13 protein-coding genes and 1 rRNA gene are annotated in these 12,703 nt (G+C 30.8%); 10 read left to right on the top strand and 4 right to left on the bottom strand.

The window, feature by feature from the left end; translation table 11 throughout:
- The 4 genes from rrf to NCC77_RS22275 all read left to right on the top strand — a co-directional run.
- Positions 1-87 (top strand): 5S ribosomal RNA (gene rrf / locus NCC77_RS22290); the annotation flags it as partial.
- Positions 88-714: 627 nt separating this feature from the next.
- Positions 715-1,278 (top strand): Crp/Fnr family transcriptional regulator, encoded by a 564-nt coding sequence (locus NCC77_RS22285; RefSeq protein ID WP_250837527.1) that lies wholly within the window; start codon positions 715-717, stop codon positions 1,276-1,278.
- Between the two features lie 54 nt (positions 1,279-1,332).
- Positions 1,333-2,115, top strand: coding sequence for an acyl-ACP--UDP-N-acetylglucosamine O-acyltransferase (gene lpxA, locus NCC77_RS22280; RefSeq protein WP_432442332.1), 783 nt, complete (start codon positions 1,333-1,335; stop codon positions 2,113-2,115).
- Positions 2,116-2,157: 42 nt separating this feature from the next.
- Entirely contained in the window at positions 2,158-2,751 is a 594-nt protein-coding gene (locus tag NCC77_RS22275) for a YdeI/OmpD-associated family protein (RefSeq protein ID WP_250837525.1), read from the top strand.
- 58 nt (positions 2,752-2,809) lie between these two features.
- On the opposite strand, the gene NCC77_RS22270 is transcribed toward NCC77_RS22275, so the two are convergent.
- A complete protein-coding gene (locus tag NCC77_RS22270; RefSeq protein ID WP_250837524.1) occupies positions 2,810-3,700 on the bottom strand; it encodes a DMT family transporter in 891 nt (296 codons plus the stop codon).
- Positions 3,701-4,044: 344 nt separating this feature from the next.
- Here NCC77_RS22270 and NCC77_RS22265 point away from each other — a divergent pair, with 344 nt between their 5' ends.
- The 3 genes from NCC77_RS22265 to NCC77_RS22255 all read left to right on the top strand — a co-directional run bounded on the left by NCC77_RS22265 (position 4,045) and on the right by NCC77_RS22255 (position 8,213).
- On the top strand, positions 4,045-5,145 hold the full coding sequence (locus NCC77_RS22265) for an acyltransferase family protein (RefSeq protein WP_250837523.1): 1,101 nt from the start codon (positions 4,045-4,047) through the stop codon (positions 5,143-5,145).
- 133 nt (positions 5,146-5,278) lie between these two features.
- A complete protein-coding gene (locus tag NCC77_RS22260) occupies positions 5,279-6,667 on the top strand; it encodes a hypothetical protein (protein ID WP_250837522.1) in 1,389 nt (462 codons plus the stop codon).
- Positions 6,651-8,213, top strand: a complete 1,563-nt coding sequence (locus NCC77_RS22255; RefSeq protein WP_250837521.1) for a serine hydrolase — start codon at positions 6,651-6,653, stop codon at positions 8,211-8,213. Before NCC77_RS22260 ends, NCC77_RS22255 begins: the two co-directional genes overlap by 17 nt.
- Positions 8,214-8,302: 89 nt before the next feature.
- On the opposite strand, the gene NCC77_RS22250 is transcribed toward NCC77_RS22255, so the two are convergent.
- Positions 8,303-8,866, bottom strand: a complete 564-nt coding sequence (locus tag NCC77_RS22250) for an adenylate kinase family protein (protein ID WP_250837520.1) — start codon at positions 8,864-8,866, stop codon at positions 8,303-8,305.
- A gap of 157 nt (positions 8,867-9,023) precedes the next feature.
- On the opposite strand from NCC77_RS22250, the gene NCC77_RS22245 reads away from it, so the two are divergent.
- Positions 9,024-9,254, top strand: a complete 231-nt coding sequence (locus NCC77_RS22245; protein WP_250837519.1) for a hypothetical protein — start codon at positions 9,024-9,026, stop codon at positions 9,252-9,254.
- A gap of 74 nt (positions 9,255-9,328) precedes the next feature.
- On the opposite strand, the gene NCC77_RS22240 is transcribed toward NCC77_RS22245, so the two are convergent.
- The gene (locus tag NCC77_RS22240) at positions 9,329-10,345 is read right to left on the bottom strand and encodes a serine hydrolase domain-containing protein (RefSeq protein ID WP_250837518.1); all 1,017 of its coding nucleotides are present in this window, start codon (positions 10,343-10,345) and stop codon (positions 9,329-9,331) included.
- A gap of 225 nt (positions 10,346-10,570) precedes the next feature.
- Between NCC77_RS22240 and NCC77_RS22235 the strand changes: the two genes are divergently transcribed.
- On the top strand, positions 10,571-10,927 hold the full coding sequence (locus tag NCC77_RS22235; protein ID WP_250837517.1) for a MerR family transcriptional regulator: 357 nt from the start codon (positions 10,571-10,573) through the stop codon (positions 10,925-10,927).
- 225 nt (positions 10,928-11,152) lie between these two features.
- Complete coding sequence (locus tag NCC77_RS22230) at positions 11,153-11,860, top strand: DUF6090 family protein (RefSeq protein WP_250837516.1); 708 nt, start codon at positions 11,153-11,155, stop codon at positions 11,858-11,860.
- A 52-nt stretch (positions 11,861-11,912) separates the two neighbouring features.
- On the opposite strand, the gene NCC77_RS22225 is transcribed toward NCC77_RS22230, so the two are convergent.
- Entirely contained in the window at positions 11,913-12,476 is a 564-nt protein-coding gene (locus tag NCC77_RS22225; protein ID WP_250837515.1) for a hypothetical protein, read from the bottom strand.
- Positions 12,477-12,703: the final 227 nt, after the last annotated feature.

Below are 12,703 nucleotides of genomic sequence, written 5' to 3'. Positions count from 1 at the left end.
TCACCTCTTCCCATCCCGAACAGAGAAGTTAAGCCCGCCTGCGCAGATGGTACTGCAGTTTTGTGGGAGAGTATGTCGTCGCCTTTCTTTTAAGAATCCTTCCCGATTTATCGGGAGGGATTTTTTGTTTTCTGGAAAATATGCAAACTGCGCTAGAGATTTGCCTTTAAGAATCCCTCCCGATCCCTCGGCAGGGATTTTTTGAGTTTTTGAGGGGCTGATTTTGAATTTAACTGTAAAGACGCATGATTCTTCTTGTAAATATGAAGAACGCAAGGCTTTGTGGAGATCAGTATTAGGATTTAATTGCAAAGAGTGCAGTGAATTTTATTTTAAAGTCATTGCGAAGTAGTAAAGTTCGCAAAGTTTATTAACATGTAATTGAAGCTGAATTTTTTTAATCGTTAGTTGGAGTTTTGTTCCTGAGTTTTAGAGTTGGAGTTTATTTTGAAAATATAGATGTGTTCTTTACGTGGGATCGCGCTAGGGATAGAAAAGGTATCATTTTCCGAAATGCTAAACTTTTGGTGGAACCTTTCTATAAAGTCTCTTTTTTAAAAGATACATTGAGCGGCTTGATCCGAAGAGGAAGTCTCAAAATATTATTGTTAGATCTTTAAAGTTCTTAAAATCTATTTAAAACAACGGTTTGTTATTAGGTTTAGCTTTTCTCTTAAATTCGCTTTAAATTTGGTTATTATGAAATAAAAACGGATGGAAAAGCTAATTGAGATTATAAATAGTTTTGAGAAATTAGATTTGGAGACAGAGCTTGCTATTAAGGAAAGTTTTTTCGAAGAAACTTTCAAAAAAGGTGAGTTTATTGTTGAAGAGGGTAAAGTTTGCAATAAAATCTATTTTATTAAATCGGGTGCGATTAGAAGATTTTGTATTGAAGACGGGATAGAAGTTACGAAGTGGATTTATACCGATAATCAATTTGTAACTTCAATGAGTAGTTTTTTTGAACAGAAACCTTCATTTGAAAATTTTCAAACCTGTGAAGAAACATTAGTATATTCATTATCTTATTTGGATGAACAGGCTTTATTGGAATATCCTATATTTGTAAAATTTCATATTAAACAACTTCGATACTACCTTTCAAATATAAATGAGTTTAATCATTTATTTCGTTTAATGACTGCAGAGAAAAAATACTTATTTCTTTTAGAGTCATTTCCACAAATTATTAAAAAAGCCAAATTGAAGCACATTGCGTCATTAATTGGCGTAAGTCAGGAAACTTTGAGCAGAATTCGTGCATCAATTATTTGATATTACATCAATAAAAAATATTTAGGGTTTTTCAACTTTTGTAGCTAACTAAAGATGCAAAAATTGAAAGAAACTTTTATTGATAAAAATGCTATTCTAGGTAATAACATTTTCATAGGAAATGGTGTGACTATTGAGAGAGATGTCGTAATTGGAAATAGTACGCAGATAGGTAACAATGTAACGATTTTAAGCGGATCAAGAATAGGAGAAAATTGTCAAATCCATTCTAATGCTGTTTTAGGCGGCGTACCTCAGGATTTAAAATTTAAGGGAGAATATACTCTTCTTGAAATTGGAGATAATAATATAATTAGGGAGTTTGTGACTATTAATAGGGGAACAATCTCAAAAGGTAAAACCTGTATTGGTAATTCCAATCTGATTATGTCTAATGCGCATATTGGGCACGATTGTGTAATTGGTAATAATTCTATTATTGGATTTAGTGTCGGAATGGCTGGTGAAGTAATTGTTCAGGATTGGGTAAATATAAGTGGATTAACAGCTATACATCAATTTTCGGTCATTGGCGAACATGCTATGATTAGTGGTTTAAGCCGAGTAGTTAAAGATGTTCCTCCTTATGTGGTTGTTGCGCATGAACCTTTGAGGTTTGCGGGGGTAAATTCTGTGGGATTAAAAAGAAGAGGATTTAATTCTCGAAAAATTGACGAGATTCGATCAATTTATAGAATTATATTTCAAGAGAAGAGAAATACAAAATTTGCTCTGGATATAATCAATGAAGAATTTGAGCAAACGGTTGAACGAGATAAAATTCTAAATTTCGTTCGTCAATCTAAAAGAGGAATTATTAAGGGTTTTGAAATTTAAATATATAAAAATGCTAAATTTATATTTATAAATTAACTCGTTATGACCAAACATAGTACAAACTCTAAAGTTGATTTTTATTTCGAAAAAGCTGAAAAATGGAGAGCCGAAATTGAACAAATGAGAGAAATTGTTTTAGACTGTCATTTGTCTGAAGAATTGAAATGGGGATCTCCTTGTTATACTTTCGAAAAAGCAAATATCGTATTGATTCATTATTTTAAAGAATATTGCGCTTTTTTGTTTTTCAAAGGTGCTTTAATGAAAGATCCTGATAATATCTTGATTCAACAATCAGATAATGTTCAGGCAGCGCGTCAAATTCGATTTACAAATGTTGAAGATATTTTAGCCAAAAAAGAAATTCTAAAAAAGTATATTTTTGAAGCGGCCGAAATCGAGAAATCGGGACAAAAAGTGGAACTGAAAAAAGTTTCCGATTTTGAAATTGCAGAAGAGCTTCAGCATAAATTTGATTCAGATGCTGATTTTAAAATAGCTTTTTATGCTTTAACTCCTGGAAGGCAGCGAGCCTATTTACTCCATTTTTCTCAACCTAAACAATCTAAAACTAGAGAAGCTAGAGTAGAAAAAAATATTGGGCGAATTCTAGACGGAAAAGGATTGAATGATTAAAAAAATAACTAAAAAGAAAAACTCCTTTTATACAAAGGAGTTTTTTGTTTTTATAATTCTAAGAGATTTGCTCAGTGATGGTATTTTTCTTTCGAATAGAAATTAAAGATTGGAAAAGAACGGAAATCATAACCAAACTTATTCCTATATAAAAAGAGAAATTGACCGACTGGCCTTCATTAAAAAACAAAAAGGCTAATATTATCGAATAAATTGGCTCTAAGTTGAATGTTAGATTTATGGTAAACGCAGGGATTTTTTTAAGGGATTCTGCAAACATTACATAAAGCGCAACGGTACAGCATGAAGCTAAAATTAATAAATAGAAAATGTCTTTTAAGTTCGGAATAAAAACCTGTTCTGCAAAATTGTAAAAATAAAACGGAAGAGCAAGCCCTAAAACTAAAGTTCCTCCGAGCATTTGATAAAAATTAATGAGCTTGCTGTCATAAAATTGTACTAGTCTTTCGTTGTAAATAGTGTACAAGGCAGCAAATGCAGAAGAAATTACCCCGAGTAAAATTCCAAGTTGATAAGAAGAATCAAAATGAAAAATCAAGCTTATTCCTAATAAGGTTAACACACTTAATAAGACCTGAGTTAGATTGAATCTTTTTTTATTAAGAATAGGTTCAAAGAAAGCTGTAAAAAAACTGGTAAGGCAATAGCAAACAACGCTAATTGATATGTTAGAATATTTAATGCTGGCATAAAAGAAAATCCAATGAATGGTAATCAAGATTCCAGCTTTAGAAATTTTTACTGCTTCAGAAAATGACTTTAGCATTTTAAGATTGTAAATTTTTAAAATGAAAAAGAGAATAATAGAAGCAAATAATACTCTATACCAAACTAAAGTAATTTCGTTAAGAGAAATAAGTTTTCCGAAAACGCCGGTAAAACCAGCAAGTAAAACTGCAGAATGCAGTATCAAATAAGATTTTTTCATAAGAAGTTGTCTATCCTTTTTTTGGAGGATATATTTTGAATATTAATAATGTGATTGAGGTAAAGACACAACAAATCGGACTGAAGATTCAGTCAAGTGTCAATACTAAAGAAGCATTATTAATTTACTGGAGGAGGAAGACAACCTTTAAAACTCATGATAAAATTTAATTTTCGGTAAAATTAAGAAAAAAGCATTCCCAGAAAAAGTGTAAAAAGTTATTTAAATGTGAAACTTCAAAAATTTAACAACTGAATTAAATTAATCTGATTTTGATTTGAATATTTATTTGTAGAACTTGCAACGATACCAAATTACCTGAATTATAAGTTTATTACAATCTAATGAGTACAAGCCAGTCAACTACAGCAGTTCTTGAAACTAAACAACATTTTGAAATTTTAGACGGATTAAGAGGCATCGCAGCTTTTGCTGTTGTTGTTTTTCATTTTATGGAATGGATTTTTACTGATCCAAGTCAGAATTTTATAGGACACGGATTTTTGGCTGTCGATTTTTTCTTTTGCCTTTCGGGATTTGTTATAGGATATGCTTACGATGATCGTATCGCAAAAATGGGACTTCGTAACTTTTTTATCTCAAGAATAATAAGGTTGCATCCGTTGGTTATTGCTGGGTCCATATTAGGATTGTTGGCTTTCTTGTTTGATCCGTTTGGAGGACATTTGGAATTATATAGTACAGGAAAAATTATTTTGACATTTATTTGTTCTCTGTTTCTTATTCCGTTTCCAGTTATTGCTGATCGTGGTTTCAATTTGTTTAGTTTTAATGCGCCAGCATGGTCACTGTTTTGGGAATATATTGCCAATATCGTTTATGCATTAGTTCTTTATAGAATTGGCAGAAGCTTTTTATTGCTGTTTACGATGTTATCTGCAATCGCAATCTGTTATGTCGGTTATAATTCGGGTAACTTGTTAGGAGGCTGGAGCGGACCAACATTTTGGGACGGATGCGCCAGAATTTCGTATTCTTTCCTAGCAGGGTTACTTATTTATCGCTCTAACTGGATTATAAAAAATAAACTTGGTTTCGGAGGATTGACTATTCTATTGCTTTTGGCTTTCATTATGCCATTTTCAGAATATAATTGGATTTCTGAACCATTGGTTGTACTGCTTTATTTTCCATTGCTAATTTCTTTAGGTGCGGGAGCTGTTTTAAAACCTGGATTAAAAAAAGCCTGCATCTTTTCTGGAAAAATATCTTATCCATTATACATGACGCATTATGCGGTTTTATGGATGTTTGGAAATTATTTTACCAACTACAAACCAGATACAACACAACTGACTTTTGTTGTAATAACTTCAGTGATTTTGTTGGTTGGGTTTGCTTATCTAATAATGGTACTGTATGATATCCCAGTTAGAAATTATTTCAATAATAAAAGAAAGAAAAATATAGCGACAAATTCTTAAATAAGAACTTTCGGTATAAGGTCTTATGTATTTATTTTTTGTGTTAAAATATTAAAACTACTATCCTTAGGAAAAACATAGTATATTAGCTTTATAATCTTACAAATGTTTTAGTAACTTAAAATGAATAAACTTGAAAATTAATATTGTAATAAAGTATCTATTTTTCTTTTTAACCTTGCAGACATTTGGACAAAATGCCTCTTTCAAAATTAAATATTCGGAGCAGCTGGCAGTTTTTGTTTTTTTAGAAAATCTATCCGAATATTATCCGGAAAATGTTTTTAAAACAGAGTTTCAAAAATCAAAATACAATATTGAGAAGTATAAAAGTTTAATCTCAAAATTTGAGCAATTGTCTATTTCTTATAGTTTCCGATTTGAAGATTTTCCGTACGGATCAAAGAAAACAATGCAAACGCAGGATATTTTGAAAAAGAGTTTGATTGAAACCGATAATTTAAATGATTTCAAAATTCGTTCTGCAGGAATGATTCCCAATAAAACGCTGAGTGATTTAGGAGAATGTATTTCAGAATTTACTCCTATTTATAATGAATTGATCTATAATCCTAACAAAGAAAAGTTTGAAAAACAGTTAGATGAAATTCAAAAATATTCTAATGATCACAAGATTGAAAATTATTTTAAAACTGGATTAGTATTTTATAATTCCAGTTGGGATAATTCAATCCCTTTTGTGGCGGCTTTTTATCCTTTGCCTAATTCTAAAGGATTTACAGCTTCTGCATTTTGTAATAATTTCGTTAGTGCTATTCAAACCGACTTAAAATCACATAAAGATTTATTTTGTGTGATGATGCATGAGACCTATCATATCATTTACGACGAACAATCCCTTGAAGTAAAAAAAGAAATAGACACTTATTTCAAAACGAATAAATCAACGTGCAGTAATTACGCTTATCAATTATTGAATGAAGTTCTGGCGACGGTATTAGGTAATGGTTATGTTTATGCAGAATTAGAGGGTAAAGTAGATTCGGGAGATTGGTATAGTAATAAATACATCAATTTGATGGCAAAGCAGATTTATCCGTTAGCTAAAGAATATATCGATCAAAAGAAACCTATTGATAAGAATTTTATAGACAGTTATATTCAGCTTTACGAAACCAATTTTCCAGATTGGATAAATGAATTGAATAATATCATGACATATCGTTATGTGATTACAGAAAATGAAAAAGATTTTAAGGTTATAAATAAAATGTTTCGTTATCGTTCCAGAACAGAATATGAAGATCAAATTACGGAAGGCAGTATTGAAAAAATGAAGCAGACGCCACTGACTAAAATGGTGATTATTTCAAAAGACAGTAAAGAAAAAATAAAACTTTTGAAAAGTAAGTTTACAGAATTGAAGAACTGGAAAGCAAATCCTGATAAAGAATTTGTAGAGAAAATTCTTTTAGACGATAAAAGTCAATTGATAATTGTGAACCAGAAAAAAACGGAATTGGAAACATTAATTAAATCCATAAATGAAAAAAGTAAATAGTTATTTAGTATTAGTTATTTGTATCTGTTTTTCGTCAGCAACCGCCTTTAGTCAAATAACATCACAAAATATTGATGTATTGATGGAATCTGCCTTGGCGAAATTTAAAGTAGCAGGAGCATCAATTGCAGTTGTTAAAGATGGAAAAATAATTCATTTAAAAGGCTATGGAGTTAGTTCTGTAGAAACAAAAAAAGCTGTAAATGAAAATACTAATTTTCAAATTGCTTCAAATAGTAAAGCATTTACAACAGCAGCGCTTTCTATTTTGGAAGACGAAGGAAAATTAAAATGGACCGATAAGGTAAAAGATTATGCTCCTGAATTTAAAATGTATAATGATTATGTGACGGAGAATTTTAATATACAGGATTTGCTGACTCATCGTAGCGGATTAGGATTGGGAGCAGGTGACTTGATGTTTTTTCCTGACGGTACTAATTTTACCATTAAAGATGTCTTGACAAGTTTTCAGCATTTTAAGCCTGTTTCAGCTTTTCGAACGAAATGGGATTATGATAATTTGCTTTATGTCGTAGCCGGCGAAATAATTGCAAGAGTAAGCGGTATGAGTTATGAGGAATTTGTACAAAAAAGAATCATTGCTCCTTTGCAAATGAACAATACTTTTGTTGGAAGTAGTTTAATAAAAGATACATCTAATTTTGCAGTTTCGCATTCGTCTGAATCTGGAACGATAAAGAAAATTGAAGGGTTTAATGATCAAATTAATGCCGCTGCGGGTGGCATGTTTTCTAATGCTCAAGATATGGCGAAATGGATGATAGTTCGTTTGAATAAAGGTCAGTACGGACCAGATTTGAAAACGACGCTTTTTTCCTTAAAGAACCACAATGAAATGTGGAGAATACATACTGTTCAAGAAACAGATCAAAATCCCAGATATAATTCTCATTTTAATGGTTATGGTTTAGGCTGGCAATTATCAGACGAAAAAGGAAATTTAAAAGTATCACATACTGGAGGTTTGCCTGGAATGCTCTCTATTGTAACTATGTGTCCAGATTTGAATTTGGGAATTGTAATTTTAACCAATACTGAAAATGGAGGAGGAGGACTTTTTACAGCAGTTAGCAATACCATTTCTGATAGTTATTTAGGTTTAGATGATTTTGGATGGACTGATAAATTGGTACAATGGATGGGTGAAGACAGAAATTCGGGTGATGATATAACCAAAAAAGTCTGGGAAAAAGTAAAACTGGCAAAAAATGTAAAAATAAAAAATGAAGATTTTATAGGTGTTTATGCTGATAAATGGTTTGGTGAAATTGAAGTATTTGAAAAAAATAAAAAGTTATGGTTTAAATCGTACCGTTCGCCAAAATTAAATGGTCCAATGGCTTTTTATAATGCTAATACATTTGCCATAAAATGGGAATATCAAGCGATGAATTGTGATGCAATGGCCCTGTTTTCTCTGGATGAAAATGGCAAAGCTCAATCTATTAAAATGAAAGGCATCTCTCCAAACATTGATTTTAGTTTTGATTTTCAGGACTTAGATTTAGTAAGAGTAAAATAACAATTAGTGTAAAAAAGCTCCATTAGAAATAATGGAGTTTTTTTTATTGGAATTAATAAGGTTGTAATTCAATAAGCTATTGCATTGTTTTACAAATTGTCTTTAATACGTTTTGTTATCTCCTCTATTGTACCCATTCCGTCAAAAGTCAAGACTTTAATTTTAGACTTCATATATTCGATTGCTGGTCTGGTTGAGCTTTCAAAAACCTCGATTCTTTTAGTATGAATGTTGGCATCTTTATCGTCTTTTCTGTTAGAAGTTTCGGCTCTTTTTTGTGCTCTTTTTAAAAGTTCTTCCTTTGGAACATCAATATTAATTACTTTTCCAATTTCCAGATTTTTAGATTTAACAAGTTCTAATAAATCATTTACTTGTGGTTCGGTTCTCGGGTAGCCGTCTAAGATAATTCCGTTTGCATTTCTATTTTCATCCAATATTTTACTGAAAAGATCTTTCATTATAGAATCAGGAACCAGATCTCCTTTCTCTTCATATTGAGACATTATTTTTCCAATTTCCGTTTCATTTTGTTTTTCCAAACGACATCTGTCTCCCGTTGAAATATGCTCAAATTTAAGTTCGTCTTTTAAAATTTCGCATTGCGTACCTTTTCCAGAATAAGGTGGACCAGTAATTATTAATATTTCCATTTTAAGTTGTGAAGTTTTTATTTTTTTTGATTCTTTAAAGGTACGAATGATTTATTCTAGCCTAACAAGGAATCTTTATTTATAAGGAAAAAACATCTTCTTTGTAAAATCAGCTAAAAATGAAAAAGTAGATTGGCTAAATGCTGACGGCCCATTAATGCTTGTAAAAGGAATTAATGATCTAAAAGAACTCAGCAAACCAGAATCAATTACGCTTTTTAAGCTAAACTCGAAAGAGTCACCTTATTCAAAATCTCAAAATCTTATAACGGTAAAATCTCGAGCGTTTGGAGAAAATATTGTGCCTCTAAAGGATGCTCCTGTAACTGACTATTTTCAATATGTGTTTTTGCTGAGAAATTCTGCAGCATTGACAAAATTGAAATAAAGACTTTAGTATGATTTTTATCAAAAAGCTCCATTAGAAATAATGGAGCTTTTTTGATTATTGAGAAAGGAATACTATTTATTAAGTATGGATTCTATTGAATTACTAATTTCTTCCAAATTATTTTGTTTGTTATTGGTCATCAGAATAATCGTCAAATTAGGATTGCTGATTAATAAAGCCTGATAATTAAAAGCGGCGCCGTCGTGTATATGACTTGTTACTTTTCCGTTTTCGATAGTTCCACTCCCAAGACCTGTTTGATTGTCTTTAGAAAAAGGTTCAAAAAGTTCATGTGTAGATTGCTTATTAATAATTTTAAAAGAATTAATAGCTTCAGACCATTTGTAAAAATCCGTTAGATTTAAAGCAGTCCAACCCGAAATGTTATATTTTAGAAGATCTGGTTTACCTTCTTTATTAAAAGATTTTGCAAAAAGAGGTTCTTTGTCGTCAGGATCTACAACTGCATTTTTAATTCCGATAGGTTTTAAGATTTTCTTCATCACAAAAGAATTAAAACTCATGTTGGTAATTTTTTCAATAATACGTCTTTGTAAAAACACATTATTGTTGTTGTAATCGTATTGAGTTCCCGGTTCAAAATCTAAATTTAAGGTCTTTTGCAGAAAAGCCATATTGTCTGAATCTTGATTGACTTCATTCCACTTTATTTGAGGAAGTCCGCTGCTGTACTGAAGCAAGTGGATAATCTTAATCTTATTAGCCCAAGATGGAAGTTCAGGAAGAAATTTAGAAATTGAGTCGTTAAGTTTTAATTTCCCTTGCTCTTTTAGCATCATAATTCCAACAGCGTTAAACTCTTTAGCAATTGAACCAATATGAAAACGGTAGTCTTTATTTAACGGTATAGTGTTGCTCGCATCGGCTTGACCGAGAGCCTTTTCGTATATGATCTTTCCTTTTCTAGCAACTAAAACATTTCCGTTAAAAGTTTTCGATTGAAGTGCTTTTTGAAATAAAACATCTAGTTCGATTTCTGGTTTATTTGTTTGAGCGTAAAAATAGTTACACATTGTTAATGTAAAAATAAAAGTTGCAATTTTGATTTTTTTAATGACGTTGCTCATTTCGGAAGTTTTGATAAAAGTAAACAAAAACTCCATTAGAAATATTAGCTTCTTTATTTATTACATATTTTGTGATTCTGTATGTTTTAATTATTGTTGAATTTGTTTGCATAGCGTTTATTATGTTTAAAAGCTTTAAAAGAGAAAAGAATTAGTATATTTGCAACGATAAAGCATATACTATACTCTATGCTTTATTGTTTTTTTTCTTTAAAAAATAGAACTATGCTTGTAAACGAATTGTCAAAAAAGACAGGATTGTCGATCCATACTATTAGATATTACGAAAATTTAGGAATGATCAAAGGATTGACGGATGAAAAGGTGACATCTAATAACTATAAACATTACGATGCTAATACTATTGAACGTTTAGAAATTATTATAGAAGCAAGAGAAGTCGGATTTACTTTAGCAGAAATAAAAAAAATATTGATTAGCTGGTTCGAAACGACTGACTCAAAACCCGAAACGCTAGAGCTTTTTCAAGCTAAAATAAAAGAGATTGATGATAAAATGAGATATTTCAAACAGACTAAGAATCTTCTTGAAAAAGTATGTGAGAAAATACAAAAGCAATAATGCTAGATTGTTAAAGTCTAAAAGCGTAGAAAAACTCCTTAAGAAATTGAGGAGTTTTTTTGTGGTTCTTATTTTAACTATTTAAGAAAAGTTTTATGTGGAATTTTAGAAATTAACAAGAGATTTTGCAAATAGTATTATATTCGCTTTTGAACTCGTAGAATTAAATAGCAGACTAAAATAAACTACAAATAACAACTAGAATTAAAATTACAAAACTAAATTATGCAAGAAGAAATAACCAAACATTCAAACAAAATTTACAAAGCTGTGAAAAAACCAGAACACACAGTAGGTGAGAAAGTAAAAGAGATCATTATAGAAATATTTATAATCGTTTTTGCTGTGACGCTTTCGATATGGTTGCACAGTTGGAGCGAGCATAGACACCAACAAGAAGAAGTAGCTGTGTTTCTTGCTAATTTAAAGAACGATTTAAAGAATGATATGGAAAGTATCGATAGAGAAATACACGCATACCAAAAAACAAACGCAGAATACGAAAAAATTTTAGCATTAACGACTTCTCAACTGGACAGTATTTATAGATCGAAAAGTAAAGTTAATTTTCCAATTCATTCACATGGGCAAACATTGACTATAGGTAATTATGAAAGTTTTAAATCAAGTGGTAAACTTGGCTACATTGAAGACGAAAAGTTGAAACAGAAAATTTTAAACTATTACCAGATATATGTGCCAGCTGCTAACGAAGTGGATAAAATGTACACTGATTTTCTGTTTAAGTGTTTTGATAAAGAAATAGAAAATGCCGATAAGCCAGAAAAAGAATTGTATTCAGACCCGAAATATAAAAAGACACTCGAATATCTTGTTAAACTAGGTAGGAATAACATAAGGGTTTATAAAGAAAATACAAAACCGCTCGCAGTTGAGCTTATTAAAGAAATTGACAAAGAGTTGGGCAAATAAAAAAACTAAATTATAAAAAACTCCATTAGAAATAATGGAGTTTTTTTATGATTTACTCTTCTATTCCTTGATCTTCATATTTCCAATATTCTGTTCCATACTTTTCTCTTAACAAATGATATTTTTTAAGACCATTAGCTATAGCTTCAAAATCATTTTTGTTACAGAAACCTAGTTTTACGTAATCTTTTGGTCTAGTGTCTCCATGAGTTTCTTCCTTATGTAATTTGAAAAATATTTTAGGGACTTCATTTTCAAATCTAAAAACTAATAAATTTTTGTGTCCCCTGTCAATAGTGTCCGTTGGCACCCATCCTTCATAGATTGATTGAGTTAAAATAAATTTCTCGAAAACAAACTCATCAGGGTTGTTGATGTTGAAAATGCAATCGAATTCTTTATTTATCTTTAAGTCTGCATAAGCATAAAGTGTAAAGACAATGATTTCATTTTCTTTTCTTTCCCAGTTTATGTATCTGTGGTAGAACTCATCTTTATTGCGATTTTCGAATCGTTTAATTATTGCCTTTTTTGATAATTCAATTCCTTTGTCAGATAGATACATGTCAGAAAATAAATATCGATGAATTCTTGGGTAATCTTCTTCATTTTTCATGTATGCTTTTTTTTGCTAAGTAAAGAGTTCTTTAATTAATCCAAAAGTAGAATATTAATAAATAAAAAAAAAACACCTGCCGGCGCGAGCGTCTCGCTCGTGAATCCAGTTTATGCACAAGCGAGACGCTCGCGCCGGCAGGAGAGCGGTAAATAAAGTACGATTTTTACGGTAAGAATTTTGAATTCTGTTCTAAGGCTTAATTTTAGACAAAGATTTGTTATCCT

It is taken from the genome of Flavobacterium tyrosinilyticum, from assembly GCF_023656565.1.
Taxonomy (GTDB): domain Bacteria; phylum Bacteroidota; class Bacteroidia; order Flavobacteriales; family Flavobacteriaceae; genus Flavobacterium; species Flavobacterium tyrosinilyticum.
The sequence above is the reverse complement of the archived record's forward strand: the minus strand, read 5'-3'. Positions and strand labels throughout refer to the sequence as shown.

What these genes read in the sequence shown, in the direction of transcription:
- NCC77_RS22285 (WP_250837527.1), top strand. Translation starts at nt 715, where the DNA reads ATGGAAAAGCTAATTGAGATTATAAATAGTTTTGAGAAATTAGATTTG.
- lpxA (WP_432442332.1), top strand. Translation starts at nt 1,333, where the DNA reads ATGCAAAAATTGAAAGAAACTTTTATTGATAAAAATGCTATTCTAGGT.
- NCC77_RS22275 (WP_250837525.1), top strand. Translation starts at nt 2,158, where the DNA reads ATGACCAAACATAGTACAAACTCTAAAGTTGATTTTTATTTCGAAAAA.
- NCC77_RS22270 (WP_250837524.1), bottom strand. Translation starts at nt 3,700, where the DNA reads ATGAAAAAATCTTATTTGATACTGCATTCTGCAGTTTTACTTGCTGGT.
- NCC77_RS22265 (WP_250837523.1), top strand. Translation starts at nt 4,045, where the DNA reads ATGAGTACAAGCCAGTCAACTACAGCAGTTCTTGAAACTAAACAACAT.
- NCC77_RS22255 (WP_250837521.1), top strand. Translation starts at nt 6,651, where the DNA reads ATGAAAAAAGTAAATAGTTATTTAGTATTAGTTATTTGTATCTGTTTT.
- NCC77_RS22250 (WP_250837520.1), bottom strand. Translation starts at nt 8,866, where the DNA reads ATGGAAATATTAATAATTACTGGTCCACCTTATTCTGGAAAAGGTACG.
- NCC77_RS22245 (WP_250837519.1), top strand. Translation starts at nt 9,024, where the DNA reads ATGCTTGTAAAAGGAATTAATGATCTAAAAGAACTCAGCAAACCAGAA.
- NCC77_RS22240 (WP_250837518.1), bottom strand. Translation starts at nt 10,345, where the DNA reads ATGAGCAACGTCATTAAAAAAATCAAAATTGCAACTTTTATTTTTACA.
- NCC77_RS22235 (WP_250837517.1), top strand. Translation starts at nt 10,571, where the DNA reads ATGCTTGTAAACGAATTGTCAAAAAAGACAGGATTGTCGATCCATACT.
- NCC77_RS22230 (WP_250837516.1), top strand. Translation starts at nt 11,153, where the DNA reads ATGCAAGAAGAAATAACCAAACATTCAAACAAAATTTACAAAGCTGTG.
- NCC77_RS22225 (WP_250837515.1), bottom strand. Translation starts at nt 12,476, where the DNA reads ATGAAAAATGAAGAAGATTACCCAAGAATTCATCGATATTTATTTTCT.